Below are 16826 nucleotides of genomic sequence, written 5' to 3'. Positions count from 1 at the left end.
GTAGCGGCGCCACCGGCCCGGCGGTAGCCGGACGGAGTGCCGCGCGGAGCGGGACGGGCCGCGCGACGGGGTCGTCGCGTTGCGGCACGGAGTATGGCCGACGCGTGACCGCTGCCACAAGGGCGATGGTTACACGTCATGGCATGCCGGTCTCCCGACGGTCACGATCTGCACAACGAGCGTGCACAACCTCTGGCGGCGGCTGGAAATGGGTGCTACACAGTGTCCAGCGCCGGTGGTAACACGTGTAAATGGCGGCGGCCGGACCGCGCCCGTCCGCCGCATCTCCCGGCGCCCTCGCCGCCCCCGCCGCCCCGCCGCCCGCACGCGGCGCCCCGCCGCTCCGCTCACCTCCCCCGCTCCGTTCCCGAGGAGTCGTCATGGCCCTGCCCGACGTCGTCGATCCCGTACCCGCGGCCCCCGAACCTCCCCGCCAGCGCGGGCTGCTGCCCCTGCTGCTGTTCGCCAACGCCGCCATGCTGGCGGTCTACATGGGTGTGGGCTCGGTCCTGCTTCCGCTGCAGATCGCCGCGATCGACCCCGACAACAAAGTCGCGCTCCTGGGCCTGATCGGCGGCATCAGCTCGATCTTCGCGACCGCCTTCAACCCGATCGCCGGCGCCCTCTCCGACCGCAGCGGACGCCGCAGCCCCTGGATCCTGGGCGGGGCCCTCGCCGCGCTCGCCGCCCTGGCCTTCCTCGGCAGCGTGAGTACCGCGCTCCTCGTCGGCATCGGCTGGTGCCTGGTCCAGGCGACCATGAACGTCTACCAGGCGGCGGTCACCGCGATCGTGCCCGACCGCATCCCCGCCGCTCGCCGCGGCACCGCGTCCGCGCTGGTCGGACTGGGTCTGCCGATCGGCGGCACGGTCGGCGTCCTCGTCGCCTCCCAGACCGCGGACCACTTGCGCACCGGCTACCTCGTCTTCGGCGCCATCGTCGCCGGAGCGGCGCTGGTCCTCACCACCTTCTGCCGGGACCTGCCGCGCCCCGAGTCCGTCCCGGCCGCGGCCGCCGGGGCCGCCCGGCCCAAGGGCGCCGGGATCGCCGCCTTCCTGTCGGCCCTCGGCAACCACGACTTCCGCTGGGCCTTCATCGGCCGCGCCCTGATGGTCCTCGGCTATTTCTCCGTCGTCGGCTACCAGCTGTACATCCTCGACGACCACATCGCGCTGCCCGCCGGGCTGACCCCGCCCGCCGCGATGGCCGTCCTCACGCCGGTGTCGATGGTCGCGATGGCCGTCTCCACGGTGCTCGGCGGCCTGCTGTCCGACCGGCTGAACCGCCGCAAGGTGTTCGTCGGCGTCTCGGCAGCCCTCGCCGGACTCGTCATGGTGGTGCCCGTGGTGAGCCCGACGTGGACCGGCATGCTCGTCTTCAGCGCGCTCAACGGCCTGGCCTTCGGCTGCTTCATGGCCGTCGACACCGCGCTCGTCACCCTGGTCCTCCCCCGGGCCGAGGACGCCGCCCGCGACATGGGCGTCCTGAACATCGCGAACGCCGGCCCGCAGGTCGTCGCCCCCTTCGTCGCCTCGGCGATCGTCACCGGGCTGGGCGGCTACACCCCGCTCTTCCTGGCCGGCGGGGCCCTGTCCCTGATCGGCGCGCTCGCCATCCTCCCGATCCGCAGCGTGCGCTGACACCGGACTCCGGCGGGCGCGCGCCGAGGGTCCCGCGCCCGCCGGTCACCACCCCCTCCCACCCTCCCCTCCCTGTCCTCCGAAGGAGCACCCCTGTGAGACGCAAGCGAGTTCTGCCGCTGGCCGCCCTGATGCTGTGCACGCCGGCCCTGGCCGGCACGGCACCCGCGGCTGCCTCGCCACAGACCCCGCCCCCGGCCGCCGGCCCGCTGCGGATCCTGCTCACCAACGACGACGGCTACAACGCGCCCGGCATCCGGAAGGCGTTCGAGCGGCTGACCGCTGCCGGACACGACGTCACGATCGTCGCCCCGCTCACCAATCAGAGCGGTACCGGTACGAAGATGATGAGCGCCCCCACCCTCACGGTGAAGCACCCCGAGCCCAAGGTGTGGGCCGTGGACGGCACGCCGGGCGACTCCGTCGCCTTCGGGCTGGCCGAGGTCTTCGCGGACGGGGCCCCCGACCTGGTGGTCTCCGGCACCAACTTCGGCCCGAACGTCGCCGGACTCGCCACCCACTCGGGTACGGTCGGCGGCGCCGTCACCGCGCTGGAGTCCGGCGTCCCCGCCATCGCGCTGAGCACCGGCGGTGTCACCGCGCCCGACCCGGTCACCACCGTCAACGCCATGGGCCCGACGCTCGACTTCGCCGTCAAGCTGATCGACCGGCTGCGGGCGCGGGCCCGGTCCGGCCCCCTGCTGCCCAAGGGCGTCGGCCTCAACGTCAACCACCCCGTGGTCGGCGCGGACGGCACGGGCACGGCCGCCGGTGTGGCCGCGACCTTCCAGGATCCGCAGAACTTCCTCCAGCCGGACTTCACCGACTCCGGCGACGGCACCTGGAAGGTGACCGTGAAGGTCGCACTGCGCCCCGCGGCCAAGGGCGGCGACATCGAGGCCGTGAGCGCGGACCGGATCGCCGTCAGCCCGATGAACGCCGACTGGAACACCGGCCCGGCCGACCACGCCCTGGCGTCCGCGCTGATCGCGGGGCTCCGCCCGTAGTCCGTAGGCACTGTCCCACCCGTAGGACGGCCGGGAGCGCGGCGGGCGGTGCGCCCGCCCCGCTCCCGGTCTTCGGTCACACCCCAGGAGGACGGATGAAGTGGCCCGGCAAGCGGCTGACCTCGGCAAGACCCCTGCTCGGCACGGCCCTCGCACTGGCGGCCCTGCTCACCTCGGCACTGCCGGCGGCGGCGCTGCCCGGCGGCGCGGCCGGGTCCGGCGCGTCCGACGGATCGGCGCGCCCGGTGGTCGCCCTCGCGCAGGGCGCCCTGCGGGGGCACACGCGGGACGGGGCGCAGGAGTTCCTCGGCGTCCCGTACGCCGCTCCCCCGGTCGGGGACGCAAGGCTGCGCCCGCCGCGGCCGGCGCCCCGGTGGACCGGGGTGCGGGAGGCTGACCGGCAAGCTCCCGCGTGCCTGCAGTTCTCGCCCTACGGGCTGCGTGATCCGCGGGCCGTCGACGAGGACTGCCTGTACCTGGACGTCTACCGGCCCCGGACCGCCCGTCCCGGTGCCCGGCTCCCCGTGGTCTTCTGGATCCACGGGGGCGCGTACAGCCAGGGCACCGGAACCCAGTTCGGCGGGCGCACCATGGCCGATCTCACCCAGACCGTCGTCGTGAGCATCAACTACCGCCTGGGGCAGCTCGGTTATCTGAACCTGCCCGAGCCGGCCGAGGGCAGCGCCCAGCGCTCGGGGTCCTTCGGGCTGATGGACCAGATCGCGGCCCTGCGGTGGACCAGGGAGAACATCGCCGCGTTCGGCGGGAATCCGGACAGTGTCACGGTCTCCGGCCAGTCCGCGGGCAGCGGTTCGGTCTGTGCGCTGCTGGCGGCCCCCTCGGCGGCGGGCCTGTTCCACCGGGCCGTGCTGCAGAGCGGACCGTGCACCTTGCTGCGTACGCCCGACAGCGCGCGGGCCGAGGCGCAGGCGCGGGCCTTCGCCGCGCAGGCGGGGTGCGCCGGCCCGGCCGGGGTCGCCGCATGTCTGCGCGGTGCCTCGGGTGCGGCCCTGGTGGACGCGGCCCGCACGCTGCCCACCCCGGGTCCGGCCTCCGGCGACGGCCTGCTGCCGGTCGATCCGGAGCAGGCGATCCGCAGCGGGGCGTGGAACAAGGTGCCGGTCCTGATCGGGAGCACCCGCTCCGAGGCCCGGTTCTTCGTCGCCCTCAGCCGGCCCGGCCTGACGCAGGAGCAGTACACGGCGCAGATCCTGGCGGCATACGGGGACGCGGGGGCCGAGGTCCTCGCCCGATATCCGGTCGCGGACCACGGCTCGCCCTACCTGGCTCTGTCGGCCCTGATGACCGACTCGTCCTTCGCCTGCCACACCGCGTGGACGGCGGAGCTCTTCGCCACCCAAGTGCCGACGTATGCCTACGAGTTCGATGACCCGCAGTCCCCGACGCTGGCCGGGGCGCAGGTGCCGGGCCTGGACGAGTCGAACGCGCACAGCGCGGAGCTGGCCTACCTCCACGACTTCACCATGGGCGACCGTCCGCTGACCCCGGTCCAGGTCGCGCTGGCGACCCGGATGAAGCGCTACTGGGGTGCTTTCGCACGCTTCGGCGCTCCCGCCGTGCCGGGTCAGACGCGGTGGCCGGCGGTCGTCCCCGGCTCCGGCGCCGCACCGTTCCTCACCCTCAACCCCTCGTCCGTCAAGGAGAGTTCTTCGTTCGCGGCGGACCACCAGTGCGCGTTCTGGCGGACCCGGCCGCCCCTGCCGTTCTAGGCCCTAGGCAGGCCGTCGGCGGCTCCGGAGCCGGACCGTGAAGACCGCAGCCAGCGCCACAAGGACTGCCGACACCGTCAGGAGCCACACCGGTATGCCGTCGCCCACCGTGAGCAGCTCGTCGTGGTAGACGGTCCGGCGGTACGGGGTGTCCTTGGCGGTGGCGCGCAGTTCGTGGTCGCCGTCGATGCGGCCCGGCTCCGGGAACTCCTGATCGATCTCGGTGAGGAACACCGGTTTGCCGCCGGTGAGTTCGGCGAGCGGAGCGCCCTTCGCGGTCACGGTGCCCGCGAAGGTCACCTTCGGTGCGGAGCCGCCGATCGAGGAGCCGGGTTCCATGCGGTGGTCGGCGAGCACGTACAGGCCGAGGGACTGCGGTGTCTTCGCCGTCCGGGAGAGCCGCATCGGGTAGACCAGCCGGTCGCTGTCGAAGCGGATCTTCAGCGGGTCCAGGGTGCCCTGCAGCTTCTTGCCCTGCTGCCGCGGGGCGAGGCGGACGGCGACGTACTCCCATTTCTGGTCGACGTAGGGCTTCAGTTCGGTGGCGAGGCCGTCCGGCAGCTTGAAGCCGTTGCTCTCCAGCCAGTTCCGCAGTGCGTCCGGGTCGGTCGCGGTCAGGCGCGCGACGTCGAAGTCGCCGAGCTGCTCTCGGCCCACCACGCCGACCGGGGGCGCCCCGGCGCCGGGCGCCGGTGCACCGACCGAGCTGTCCCCCGTCCCGGAGGAGAAGGGCCAGTCGTTGTCGCGCGGCCAGAAGTAGTGACGGGTCTTCTCCTGCGGCTCGGTCATCCGGGAGAGCTCGCCGAACACGGCCCCGTCCGCGAGCTCCACCGTGGCCCGCCCCGGCACCGGCATGATCCAGGCCGCGCGGGGCGCGTCCCCGCGGACTACGAACCGCATCACGATCTGTTCCGTGCGGCCGTCCCAGCGCACGACCGAGGTCTCCTTCTCGACCCCGATCCGCGCGTAGCCCTCGGGGATCATCGCCCCGCAACCGCACGCCCAAGCGGGGTTGACCAGCGAGCCCAACTGGGTCGCGAGCAGGGCGAACAGCAGGACCAGAATTCTTCGTTTCATCCACACGGGGTCTCAGACGACGGCCCGCGTGATCCGGTTCCGGCCGCCGGTCAGCGGCCCGGGCCGGTGCGTACGGCGTTGCGCCAGACCGTCACGTCCAGCGTCATGTACTTGCTGGGGGAGCCCTCGGGCGAGAAGCCCTGCACCGTCACGAGGCCCATGTGTCCGGTGCCCGTGGTGACGCAGATCTGCCGCCCCTTGGCGAGCTTGGTCAGATAGATGTTCTTGGCGAACCGCGTCTCGGCGCGGCAGACGGCGAGGGATCCCTCCTGCCCGGGATCGAGCAGGACCATGTTCCCCTCCGAGGTCTCCGCGTCGAGGTATCCGCCGGTGTCGTAGGAGAGTTCGTACCCGCCGTCCTCGCCCTCCTGGGGCCGGACGTCCTCGTCCCCGAGGGTCAGGTGGTAGCCGGCGGTGAGGTTGATGCCCTTGTGGTCGGTGGGCGTCGGATCGGCCTTGGCGCTCGCCTTCGCGCTCGGCTTCGCCGTGCCCGACTGGCCTCCGCCGCCCGTTTCCGTCCCCGTCTGCGACCCCTCCCCCTTGTCCTGTGAGGAGCCGCTGCCCTGCGTCTGCTGCCCGTTGTCCTTGAGCAGGACGTACGCCGTACCGACGCCGGCGACGGCGAAGACCACCGCGGCCGCGAGCGCGATGAACAGGCCCCGCTTGCCGGAGTTCTTCGGGGGCTGGGCACCCGGGGGCATGGGGTATCCGGGGTAGCCCTGTGGCTGCTGGTGCGTCGGGAACTGGGTCGGGGCGTAAGCGGGGGCGTGGGCCCGCGGGGGCGTGGGCGTGGGGTACTGCTGGGGGTAGTACTGCTGCGGCGGCTGCTGCTGGGGCGGCGGCCCGTAGCCCGGAGGCGGGGTCGCCGGAGCCGCCGGCGCGGCGGCAGGAGCCGCGGGCGAAGTGGCCGGAGCCGCCGGGGTGGTGGGCGAGTACGCCGCCACGGCCGGGGCGGCCGAGGGCGGCGGCGGGGTCTGGACCGGCGCGGGCGCGGCCGCGCGCACCGTGATGTCGGCGGCCACCGGAGCCGGCAGCCAGTCCTCGGGGCGACGCAGGACCGTCTCCGCGTTCGCGGCCTGGCAGAGCGCGATGATCTCGGAGAGGGAAGGCCTGGCCTCGGGGTCCTTGGCGAGGCAACGGGTCACCAGCTCGGTCAGCCGCTCCGGGACCCCGCCGAGGTCGGGTTCCTCGTGGACGATCCGGTAGAGCACCCCGTGCGAGGTCCCCTCGCCGAAGGCCGGGGTTCCCGTGGCCGCGTACGCCGCGACCTGGCCGAGCGCGAAGATGTCGGTGGCCGGGGTCACCTTGCGTCCGGCGGCCTGCTCGGGAGCCATGAAGGAGGGGGTGCCGATGGTCACTCCGCTGCCGGTGAGCGAGGTGGCGTCGGCGGCGTAGGCGATGCCGAAGTCGATGACGCGGGGCCCGTCCGCGGCGAGCAGCACGTTGGACGGCTTGAGGTCGCGGTGCACGATGCCCGCGCCGTGGATGACGTGCAGGGCCTCGGCCATGCCGGCGATCAGCAGCAGTACCGCCTCGACGGGCAGTGCCCCGTGCGCAACGACCGCGTCGGCGAGCGAGGGGCCGGGCACGTAGGCGGTGGCCAGCCAGGGCTGCGCGCCGTCGGTGTCGGCGTCGATGACGGGTGCGGTGAACAGGCCCTGCACCCGCTGGGCGGACTGCACTTCCTGGGCGAACCGGCGGCGGAATTCGGCGTCCTCACCGAATTCGGGGCGGATCACCTTGATCGCCACGGGCCGGCCGCCGGGGGTGTAGGACAGGTACACCTTGCCCATGCCGCCGGCACCCAGCTTGGCGGCCAGCCGGTACCCGGCGATGGTGGTCGGGTCGTCTCCCGCGAGCGGTTGGAAGACCTGAGGGGTCGTGTCCCGGCCCGGCTGCTGACCACTCATCAACTCATGTCTCCCACGCAGAACTCTCCTGTCGACCGGCACCCTACCGGGCGTCCGGACCGGGTCTCACACTGGTCGTCGCACGCAGTCCCGCAGCAGGGCGGGAGTGACGTCCTGCAGGACCGCGCGAAGGTCCACAGCGGCGACGCCGGGACCGGCAGCAGCGAGGGGACCCCCAGGAGTCCGCGGCCGGCCGCCTCCGCCGAGGCCGCGCCGTCCGGGGAGCCCCTCCACCGCCGCGCAGGCGCCCGGTTCGACTCCGGGCCGACCGGCGGCGGCCGGGTGGGGGGTCCGGGTGCGGCTCGGTCCGCCCGGTGTCGTCGACGGACACCGTGAAGGCGAAGGGGACATGGGCCGGCGAGCCGCCGAACACGGAGTCCACGACCACCCGCGGCGAGGCGCTGACCAGGGCGAAGGGAATCACCCTCCGCCTCCAGGGCGGGCCGCAGCGGCGCGCCCGCCTCTAACCGGCGGAAGAAGCCGTCCCTGAGGGCGCCCGCGATCCCGGCCGGGTCTCCCCCGCCCACGGTCCGTACGAGGTGCGCGGCGGTGTCCTCCACCGCGCGGCCGGCGGCACCTTCAGTGTGAGCAACTCGGCGGTAGCAACTCCCTTGGAGCGGCGGGCCTGCGACCGCTGAAACGGATTTTCACCGGGACGCCGTCTCCAGCCAGGGCCGGCGCCCCGGTCCGGTCGGGTGTGTACCCGTGACGCCCGTGACCACCGAATAGAGGCTTGTCTCGGCGGTGATGAAGAGCCGGTTGCGCTTGGCGCCGCCCCAGGAGATGTTGGCAACCGCCTCGGGGACGTTGAGCCGCCCGATCAGGGTGCCGTCGGGGTCGTAGCAGTGCACCCCGTCGTTCATCGCGGCGGCCCAGAGCCTCCCGCCGTCGTCGAAGCGGAGGTTGTCGAAGCGAGCCTGCTCACGGGCCGCCGCTTCGGCGAAGACCTCGCCCTCCGACAGCGTGCCGTCATCGCGTACATCGAAGACCCGGATGAACCCTGCCCTGGTGTCGGAGACGAACAGGCGCAACTCGTCGTTCGAGAAGACCAGCCCGTTCGGCGCGGCGAAGCTGTCGGCGACCAGCCGCACTTCACCAGTGGCGGGATCGATGCGGTAGACGTTGTTGGCGCCGATCTCGCTCTGCGCGCGATAGCCCTCGTAGTCGCTGGTGATGCCGAAGTCCGGGTCGGAGAACCAGATCGAGCCGTCGGACTTCACCGCCGCATCGTTCGGGCTGTTCAGGCGCTTGCCCTTCCATCGGTCCGCCAACACGGTGATGGTGCCGTCGTGTTCGGTCCGTGTCACGCGGCGGTTGCCCTGCTCGCAGGTGATCAGTCGGCCCTGCCGGTCGAGGGTGTTGCCGTTGGTGTGCCCGGCGGAGCGCCGGAAGACGCTGACAGCGCCCGTCTCTTCCTCCCAGCGCAGCATCCGGTCGTTGGGGATGTCGCTCCAGATCACCTGCCGCCAGGCGGGCAGGTAGATCGGCCCCTCGGCCCAGCGGCAGCCGGTGTACAGGACCTCCAGCGCGTCATCACCGTTCATGCACCGTCCGGTACGGAACCGGTCGTCGAGCATCTCGTACAGCGTGGGGCGCTCGCTGATCATGGGACTTCCCCTCCTACAGACACTCTTTACCGAACCTGATCTGGCCTATAGCGAAGATTGCAGGATGATCTGCGGTCCACACAAGAAGAATCCGAATGGAGAGTTGTTGATCACATCGCCGAGCAGACGGGATCCCGTCGGATCCCACCGCCTACCCTGCGGGAATGATGAAGCCGATAGAGCTCGTGATATTCGACTGCGACGGTGTCCTGGTCGACAGTGAACGTCTCGCTGTACGCCTCCAGGTCGCGCTCGGGGCGGAGTTGGGCTGGCCGCTCACCGCGGACGAAGTGGTCGAGCGCTTCATCGGGCGTTCCAAGGAGTCGATCGTCGAGCAGCTCACCGAGCGGCTCGGCGCGGAGACGGCGGGGCTCTGGTGGAAGCAGCTCATCGACCGGCACAGGGATGCGGTGGACCTAGGACTGGACCCGGTGGACGGGCTGCCCGAGGCGCTCGCCGCACTCACCCTGCCGACCTGCGTCGCCTCCAGCGGTTCGCACGAGAAGATGCGGCACACACTGGGACGTACCGGGTTGTACGACAACTTCGAGGGCCGTATCTACAGCGCGAGCGAAGTGTCCCGGGGAAAGCCCGCCCCGGACCTCTTCCTGTACGCCGCCCGGCAGATGGGAGTCGACCCGGCGGCGTGCGCGGTGGTCGAGGACAGCGGGCCCGGCGTCCGGGCAGCCAGAGCGGCGGGGATGCGCGCCTTCGGCTACTCCGGTGGCCCGACGCCCGCCGAGCGACTCGAAGGCCCCGGCACGATCGTCTTCGACGACATGCGCAAGCTGCCGGAGCTGCTCGCCGGGCAGTGACGCCGGGCCGGAGCCGGGCATCACCACGCCGCGAAACAGCACACCTAGCCGGCGGCGGCCTCGGCGATCGCACCCGGGAGCCAGTCGGCGACCCGGCCGAAGCCGAAACCCAGGGCGGCGGCCCGGCTGTTGTCCATGGCGTAGGCCCGGTCGAAGGAGAACGGTGAGGCGGCGGCGCCCTCCCCGACGACCCGGTACCGCGGTCGCCGCCCGAGCCGCGCGCCGACCGCCTCGCAGAGCGCGGTCACGTCCAGCGCGCCGTGGGAGGCCGCGTTGAGGGGGCCCGTGAAGCGCTGCCCCGCTGCCCAGTGCAGGAGTTCCGCGATCTCCTCGTGGTGGATGAACGAGGTGGCGTACGGGGCTTCGTGGACGTCGACCGGGGCCCCGGCGGCAATGCGCTCGGCGTAGTGCGCCAGCCGCCCGGTGAAGTCCTCCTGGCCGCCGCCGAGTACGTGCGCGGTGCGCACGGAGACGAACGGGAAGGCCGGCTCGCGCAGGAAGACCGCCTCGGCCCGCCGCTTCCCCTCGGCGTAGGCGTGCGCGGGGCCGAGCCCTCGCACCTGCGGCGCGGGCGGTATGCGCACCGGGTCGAGGGCGGCCTCGGTGACGGGCACCGGGCCGCCGGCCGGGGGGCCGGGGAGGGTGGCCGGGTCGTACACCTCCATGGTCGAGGTCATCACGTAGCGTCCGGTACGGCCCGCGAAGACGCGCCGGGCGACGGCGGCCTGGAGCGGCGTGTAGCAGACCTGGTCGACGACGACGTCGAAGTCGCGCGAGCCCAGGACGGCCCGCAGCCCGTCCTCGTCGTCGCGGTCGGCGACGAGGCGGCCCACGCCCGTGGGCGCAGCGCTGGAGCCTCGGTTGAGGACCGTGACCTCGTGGCCCGCGTCGCGCACCCGGGTGACCAGGGTCTTTCCGAAATACCGGCTCCCGCCGATGACAAGAATCTTCCGCATGCGTCCGACTCTGCCGCTGTATCGTCCCCAGCGGAACTGACGGTCGACTGAACACGTATGAAGGAAAACTGATGATCGACGTGCAGCGGCTGCGCATCCTGCGGGCCGTGGCGGAGCACGGCAGCTTCAACAAGGCGGCCCGGGCCCTGCTCCTGACACCGTCGGCCGTCTCCCAGCACATCGCCTCGCTCGAGCGCACGCTCGGGCAGCGGGTGGCGGTGCGCAGCACCCGCGGGGTCACGCTGACCGAGCCGGGACGGCTGCTCGTGGAGGCGGCGGAGACGATATCCGCCGAACTGGACCAGGTCCGCCACGAGATCGACCGGCTCACCGCGCCGCGGCCGCGCCTCACCGTGGCCACCTTCACCAGCGGGGGTCGCCGTCTGCTGCCCGAGGCGCTGTCCCGGTTCGTGGCCGTGCACCCGGAGGTGGAGCTGACGGTGCTGGAGAGCGAGCCCGAGGCCGCCGTGCCGATGGTGAGGGCCGGCGCCGCCGACCTCGCTCTGGCCTACCACTTCGACGGGCCGCCGCCCGTGCGGCCGGGCGAACGCCCCGCGCTCGACTGGGTACCGCTGATGGAGGACCCGCTGTGGCTGGTCCTGCCGCGCGGTCACCGCCTCGCGGACCGGATCTCGATCGGCCTGGCCGAGCTCGCCGCCGAGCGCTGGGTGCTCGGCTGCCTCAAGACGGAGGCGTTCCTGCGCCGTTACGCGGAACTCGCCGGATTCGACCTGCGCGTGGGGGCCTCCACCACCGACTACTTCTTCGCACAGACGCTCGTGGCCGCGGGCGTCGGCGTATCCCTCGTCCCGCAGGTGTCCCGCGCCCCTTCCCCCGGGTCGGCCGCGATCCGGGTCGAACCGCCGCGCCCCGCCCGGCACATCGGGTTCGTCACCCCGCGCCGGCGCCGCCCCCACCCGTACGCCGACACCCTGACCGGGGCCCTGACCACTGCCGCCGCCTCCGCGCGGGACGGAGTCCGCCCGTGAACCACCTCCTGTGCGGGCTCGCGGCCAATCCGGCGCTGCCCTCCGCGCTCCTCGACCAGCTGCTGGCGCGGGCGCTGGCCGAGGGCCCGGAGGCGGCCGACGGACCGCTTGACCTCGACGCCGAGGAGCTCGTCCGCGCCCTGGTCCAACGTCCCGATCTCGGACGCGCGCGGGCGCGGACGCTCGCCGCGCGGGAGGAGAGCACCGCGGTCCAACTGGCCTACGACGGGCAACTCGACGCCGACGACGTCGACCCCGCGGCGTGGCCCGTCGCCGCCGTCGCGCTGCTCGACGCGGGCGCCCACCGGCCCGAGTGGGCCCGCCTCCTCGCCGCCCACCCCGATCCCCGTGTCCGGTGGCGGCTGGCCTCCTGTCCCGGGCTGCCGCCGGACGTCACGGAGACCCTCGCCGCCGACCCGGACACGGGTGTGGTGGCGGAACTCGCCCTGTGGACCACGGCGGAGGTCGCCGACCGCCTCGCCCGCCATCCGCACGCGGAGGTCCGCTACGCCGCCGCCCTCAACCAAGCCGTGACACCCGCCGCGCTGGCCGCCCTGATCACCGGCGAGGGCCTCGACCCGGCCGTCTCCTGCCTGGTCTGCGACGGCGAGGACGTCCCGTTCACCCACCACCCCTGGGACCCCGACCCGGAGCCGGAGCGTCAGCTGCGGCCGGACGCCTCCTGCGAGGGTGGGCACGGCTCCACCGTCGCGGAGACCCGGGCGCGGGCGGCGCGCAACCCGGCGACACCGGCCGCCGCCGCGGCCTGCCTCGCCGCTCATCCGCAGATGTCCGTGCGGTGGGACCTGGCAGAACGGTCCGACCTGCCGCAGGAGGTCTACGCACGGCTCGCGGAGGATCCCGAACCCCGTGTCCGGGCGACGGCCGCCGGGAACCCCGCGATCGGCGTGGACCTCGTCCGCTCCCTCGCCGCCTCCGACGAGAAGGAGGTCCGCCGGGCCCTCGCCCACCACCCGGGCCTTCCGCTCGACGTGCTGGCCCACCTGGCCCACACCACCCGGCCCGGACCGGCAGTGCTGCCCCGGATCGCCGCGGCCACCCCCGGCGAGCTGGCCGGACTGGCCGCCTCGCCCCATGCGGTGGTACGGAAGCTCGTGGCCCGACGCCACGACCTGCCGGCGGAGTTGCGCGACGCGCTGGCCGCCGATCCGGACGCGTCGGTGGTCGCGTCCGTCGCCCCGCACCCTGGGCTCTCGGAGGAGCAGCTGCGCTCCATGGTGGCGGCCCACGGAGACCGCGTCGCCGCCCCGGTGGCCGCCAACCCGGACGCGCCGAGCGCCCTGCTGGTGGAACTCGCCCGCCAGGAGCCGCCCGTACCCAGAGCCCTGCGGGCGGTAGCCGCCCATCCACACGCGACGGCCGAGGCGCTGCGGCCCTGCCTGGCCGACGCGAAGGCGGGACCGATCGCCGCCGCCCACCCGGCGCTGCCGCCCGCGCTCCTCGTGGCACTGCTGGACGGCGGCGACGAGCGGCTCGCCGAGGCCGCGGCCGGCAACCCGTCGCTCCCGGTCGCCACGATGCGGGAGCTGACGGCCCGCTGCGCCCGCTGGACGGAGCCGGGCGTCACCAGGCCCGTCTCGTAGGCGAGGACCACGGCCTGGGCCCGGTCGCGCAGCGACAGCTTCGCGAAGATCCGGGCCCCGTGGGTCTTCACCGTTGCCTCGCTGAGCGTCAGCTCCCGGGCCAGTTCGGCGTTGCTGCGGCCATGGCCCATCAGCGTCAGCACCTCGCGCTCACGCGGGGTCAGCGCTGCGAGTTCCCGGTGGACGGCGGCCGTGGCGACGCGGTCCGGCTCGGCGGCCGCGGGGGCGCAGCGCTTCGACAAGCTTCGCCGTCTACCTGACGATGGTCTCCGTCCCGGCCGTCGTGGGCTGCGTGCTGGGCACCCTGCTCGGCAACGCGCTGTCCGGGCCGATCCTGAAGGTCGCGTTCACCGGCATCGAGACCGGCCGGGCGTCGCTCGGCGAGATCGGCCCGTGGGTGTCCGTGGTGTGTCTGCTGGGCATGCCCGCCCTCGTCCTGCTGGCCGCGCCGGCCCCCGCCCTGCGGGCGCACCGGCTGCCCGCGGCCCGGGCGATCAGCGCTGGCGGCGCGCCTCGGACCGGGCGCGGGCGGCGCGCCCAGCGCGTGCTCGCCCTCACCCGGCTGCCGCGCCCGGTCAGCCTGGGCCTGGGCCAGCCCTTCGCCCGCCCCGCACGCACGCTGCTGACCATGGCGGCCATCGTCCTCGGTGTCACCACGGTGACCCTGGCGACCGGGCTGACCACCACGATGGTGGCGTTCGGCGACGTCGGCCGCGGGGACGGGGGCGCCAGGATCCAGGTGGAGGCCGGGGGCCCGGGCAACGACCGGACCCCGCCGCTGCTCGGCGACCCGCAGATCGAGGAGCGGCTGCGGTCGCTCCCGGGCGCGACGCGGGTGCGGGCCCGCGCGTTCTGCCAGGCGAACCTGGTCGGGCAGAGCCAGCCCGTCTCCGCCGACTTCTACCGCGGGGACGATGCCGTGTATGCCGACACGATCGTCAAGGGCCGCGCACCGGCCGCGGCGGGCGAGGTCGTGGCCGGCCCGTCATTCCTGAAGGAGCGTGGGCTGAAGGTCGGCGACCGGGTCGCTCTGGAGCTGAACGGAAACAAGGTCTCCGCGACCGTGGTGGGTGAGCTCATCGAGGGCAACGCACGGGCCCTGGGGGCCACCTGGCAGACCCTCGCCCGACTGGCACCGGAGGTCCGCGCCGGCGAGTACTCGGTACGACTCGCTCCCGGCGCCGACGCGCGGGCCTACACGGAGGCGGTCGAAGCCCTCGACCCGGGCCTGCGCGCGTCGGTGTCGGACTCGGGGAACGCCGGCACCACCACCGTCGTCACGTTCTCCACGGTGTTCACGGTGCCTCTGACCCTCGTCGCCTCGCTCGGGGTCTTCAACACCGTCCTGCTGAACACCCGAGAGCGCCGCCGGGACCTGGGCATGCTCAAGTCGATCGGGATGACGCCGCGGCAGGTGGTGGTGATGACGGTCACCTCGGTCGCCGGGCTGGGGTTGGCCGGCGGGCTGCTCGGCATCCCGCTCGGGATCGTGGCGCACCGGCTGGTCGTCGACCACGTCGGGGTGGTGGCCTTCCCCGAGTCGATGAAGGACGTGTGGCACGCTCCGCAGCTGGCCGCGATGCTGCTGGCGGGGGTGGCGATCGCCGTCCTGGGTGCGCTGGTTCCGGCCCGGTCGGCGGCCCGCATGACCATCGCCTCGGTGCTGCACACGGAGTAGCGCGCGGCCGGATCCGCCGAGGCCGCCGGGTCGCCGAGCGCGCCGGACCCACGCCGAAGCCAGTGGGCCGGCCGGACTTCCGGGACCGACGAACTCGCGCATGCCCGGGCCTCCGGAGGCGCCCAGCCCGGCGAGCCTGCCGGACCGCGCCGTCGTCGAGCCCGCCGTCGAGCCCGCCGCTCCGGCAGAGCCGGCCGGACCTCCGGGACCCGCCGAGCCCGCCGTGCCTCCGAGGCCGGCGGGCTCGGGCATGCCCGTCAGTCGTCCTCGGCGCCGCCGGTCTCCTCACCGGCCTCCCCGGCCGTCAGGGCCCGCAGCCGCCGGCCGGCTGCGGCCGCCGCCTTCCTGGCCTCCGCGGCCGCCCGGACGGCCTCCCGGTGACGCTCCTCTGCCTCGGCCACCGCCGCGTACCCGAGCTCCCGGGCCGCCTGGGCACGGTCCACCTCGGCCTCCGCGGCGGCCGCCTGTTCGACCGCCCGCTGCCGCGCCTCCTCGGCCTGGCGCAGATCGTCCTCGCGCGCGGTGGCGGCCCACTCCGCCTCCTGAGCGGCCGCGCGGGCAGCCTCCACCCGGCGGTCGGGCTGCCGCTCGGCGGCCCGGGGCCGGGCGGTCGGCTCGGGCGGTACGGGCGGTACGGGCGATGCAGGCAGTACGGGCGGCACGGCGTCCGCGTCGACGCCGGGGAACTCCGTCGGCAGGGCCGGCGCCTTCGCCAGCCGGCCCGAGGCCCAGGCCTCGGCCGCTGCCGGATCGGCCAGGGCGGCGTACAGGATCTGCTCGACCTCCCGCAGCACCGTCTCCGAGACCGGGTTCCCCGCCTCGTCGGCCAGCCGCAGCGCCTCACGGGCCAGCGCCCCGATCACCACGTGCTGCTGGTGGGACAGATCGCGCAACTGCTCCCCGTCCAGGGACCGGTGCGCCGCCCGCAGCGCCTGCCCGAGCTGGCGGAACTGCTCGACCTCCGCCGGCTTCGCCCGGACCAGCGTGTTCGACGTCCACGCCGCGATGGTGGGCCGCCGCAGCCCCGCGATCCGCTTCGCCGCCGCCGGGTCCCCGGCCCGCTTCGCGTCGGCCGCCGCCTCGTCCCGCGCCGCCGTGAACCGCGCCGGGGGCAGCGCGTACAGGGCGTCGATGACCTCGTCCACATCCACGACGCCCACTCTCCGTCATCGTCGCCCGTGGACGGGGGACCGTGTGGGCCCAGCGCGCCGCCGGTCGGCCCACACGGTCCCCCGGCTGCGGGACGAAGATCGCCGGAACGGGCCAGTGGCGCGGCCCGCGCGGGTGAATGACCATCCCTGCCCGTTCCCACCTGGGGCGGAACCCGTTGGAGGAGCCATGCGCACTCCTATGGACGCCCCGATACACGCAGCGGTGGCCGCCCCGGTTCCGGCCGTGGCCGCCGCCTCCCGCGAGACCTTCACCCAGCCGGCGGTGGAGGCCGGCCCCGACCCCCTCCCCCGCATACGGGCCACACTCCGTGACGGTGCCCTCGCCGTCAGCCTGGCCGGGGAGTTCGACCACTACACCTGCGCCCCCTTGTACGGCCTCCTCGACGAAGGCGCCGCCCGCGGGGCCCGCCGGCTCGTCCTCGACGCGGCCCGGGTCACCTTCTGCGACTCGGCGCTGCTCCACGTGCTGGACCGATGGGCCCTGACCGGCGGCCGGGTGGAGCTGGCGACCACCTCCCGCGCGCTGCGCCTGCTGCTGACCGTGGCGGCCCGGGTCCATCCCCCTCCTCGGGTCCCGCCCGGGGAATAGCCGCCCGGTCGACGCGGTGTCCGCCGGCGTCGCGGCCGTCATGCAGTTCCAC

General features: G+C 74.0%; 14 protein-coding genes and 1 pseudogene. 9 read left to right on the top strand and 6 right to left on the bottom strand.

Features of this window, described 5'->3' with window-relative positions:
- Window positions 1-380: 380 nt before the first annotated feature.
- From AB0D48_RS11000 to AB0D48_RS10990, 3 genes are all read left to right on the top strand, one after another.
- On the top strand, window positions 381-1640 hold the full coding sequence (locus tag AB0D48_RS11000) for an MFS transporter (RefSeq protein ID WP_362393539.1): 1260 nt from the start codon (window positions 381-383) through the stop codon (window positions 1638-1640).
- 95 nt (window positions 1641-1735) lie between these two features.
- On the top strand, window positions 1736-2647 hold the full coding sequence (surE, locus tag AB0D48_RS10995; RefSeq protein WP_362393536.1) for a 5'/3'-nucleotidase SurE: 912 nt from the start codon (window positions 1736-1738) through the stop codon (window positions 2645-2647).
- A gap of 95 nt (window positions 2648-2742) precedes the next feature.
- Window positions 2743-4377 (top strand): carboxylesterase family protein, encoded by a 1635-nt coding sequence (locus tag AB0D48_RS10990; protein WP_362393533.1) that lies wholly within the window; start codon window positions 2743-2745, stop codon window positions 4375-4377.
- A 3-nt stretch (window positions 4378-4380) separates the two neighbouring features.
- Here AB0D48_RS10990 and AB0D48_RS10985 read toward each other — a convergent pair whose 3' ends face one another.
- Together AB0D48_RS10985 and AB0D48_RS10980 are read right to left on the bottom strand one after the other, a co-directional pair.
- On the bottom strand, window positions 4381-5454 hold the full coding sequence (locus tag AB0D48_RS10985) for a DUF2330 domain-containing protein (protein WP_362393530.1): 1074 nt from the start codon (window positions 5452-5454) through the stop codon (window positions 4381-4383).
- Window positions 5455-5504: 50 nt separating this feature from the next.
- Window positions 5505-7364: a serine/threonine-protein kinase gene (locus AB0D48_RS10980; RefSeq protein WP_362393527.1), complete on the bottom strand. Its 1860-nt coding sequence runs from the start codon at window positions 7362-7364 to the stop codon at window positions 5505-5507.
- A 314-nt stretch (window positions 7365-7678) separates the two neighbouring features.
- On the opposite strand from AB0D48_RS10980, the gene AB0D48_RS10975 reads away from it, so the two are divergent.
- The gene (locus tag AB0D48_RS10975; protein WP_362393525.1) at window positions 7679-7831 is read left to right on the top strand and encodes a hypothetical protein; all 153 of its coding nucleotides are present in this window, start codon (window positions 7679-7681) and stop codon (window positions 7829-7831) included.
- A gap of 180 nt (window positions 7832-8011) precedes the next feature.
- On the opposite strand, the gene AB0D48_RS10970 is transcribed toward AB0D48_RS10975, so the two are convergent.
- Window positions 8012-8971 (bottom strand): SMP-30/gluconolactonase/LRE family protein, encoded by a 960-nt coding sequence (locus AB0D48_RS10970; protein WP_362393522.1) that lies wholly within the window; start codon window positions 8969-8971, stop codon window positions 8012-8014.
- 164 nt (window positions 8972-9135) lie between these two features.
- Here AB0D48_RS10970 and AB0D48_RS10965 point away from each other — a divergent pair, with 164 nt between their 5' ends.
- Entirely contained in the window at window positions 9136-9786 is a 651-nt protein-coding gene (locus tag AB0D48_RS10965) for an HAD family hydrolase (protein WP_362393519.1), read from the top strand.
- Between the two features lie 44 nt (window positions 9787-9830).
- Here AB0D48_RS10965 and AB0D48_RS10960 read toward each other — a convergent pair whose 3' ends face one another.
- The gene (locus AB0D48_RS10960) at window positions 9831-10742 is read right to left on the bottom strand and encodes an NAD-dependent epimerase/dehydratase family protein (protein ID WP_362393516.1); all 912 of its coding nucleotides are present in this window, start codon (window positions 10740-10742) and stop codon (window positions 9831-9833) included.
- 71 nt (window positions 10743-10813) lie between these two features.
- On the opposite strand from AB0D48_RS10960, the gene AB0D48_RS10955 reads away from it, so the two are divergent.
- A complete protein-coding gene (locus AB0D48_RS10955; RefSeq protein WP_362393513.1) occupies window positions 10814-11731 on the top strand; it encodes a LysR family transcriptional regulator in 918 nt (305 codons plus the stop codon).
- A complete protein-coding gene (locus AB0D48_RS10950) occupies window positions 11728-13335 on the top strand; it encodes a hypothetical protein (protein WP_362393510.1) in 1608 nt (535 codons plus the stop codon). Before AB0D48_RS10955 ends, AB0D48_RS10950 begins: the two co-directional genes overlap by 4 nt.
- On the opposite strand, the pseudogene AB0D48_RS10945 reads toward AB0D48_RS10950, so the two are convergent.
- Window positions 13308-13529: pseudogene (locus AB0D48_RS10945) on the bottom strand (LuxR C-terminal-related transcriptional regulator); the annotation flags it as partial. The gene AB0D48_RS10950 and the pseudogene AB0D48_RS10945 sit on opposite strands and share 28 nt — an antisense overlap.
- Before the next feature lie 68 nt (window positions 13530-13597).
- Here AB0D48_RS10945 and AB0D48_RS10940 point away from each other — a divergent pair.
- On the top strand, window positions 13598-15013 hold the full coding sequence (locus AB0D48_RS10940; RefSeq protein WP_362393507.1) for an ABC transporter permease: 1416 nt from the start codon (window positions 13598-13600) through the stop codon (window positions 15011-15013).
- Window positions 15014-15270: 257 nt separating this feature from the next.
- Here the strand turns inward: AB0D48_RS10940 and AB0D48_RS10935 are convergent, their stop codons facing one another.
- Window positions 15271-16164, bottom strand: a complete 894-nt coding sequence (locus AB0D48_RS10935; protein ID WP_362393505.1) for a hypothetical protein — start codon at window positions 16162-16164, stop codon at window positions 15271-15273.
- A 199-nt stretch (window positions 16165-16363) separates the two neighbouring features.
- Here AB0D48_RS10935 and AB0D48_RS10930 point away from each other — a divergent pair, with 199 nt between their 5' ends.
- Window positions 16364-16774: an STAS domain-containing protein gene (locus AB0D48_RS10930; RefSeq protein WP_362393502.1), complete on the top strand. Its 411-nt coding sequence runs from the start codon at window positions 16364-16366 to the stop codon at window positions 16772-16774.
- Window positions 16775-16826: the final 52 nt, after the last annotated feature.

It is taken from the genome of Streptomyces sp. NPDC048269 (assembly GCF_040652395.1).
In the GTDB taxonomy this organism is placed as follows: domain Bacteria; phylum Actinomycetota; class Actinomycetes; order Streptomycetales; family Streptomycetaceae; genus Streptomyces.
This window is presented reverse-complemented; position numbering and strand designations above follow the sequence as displayed.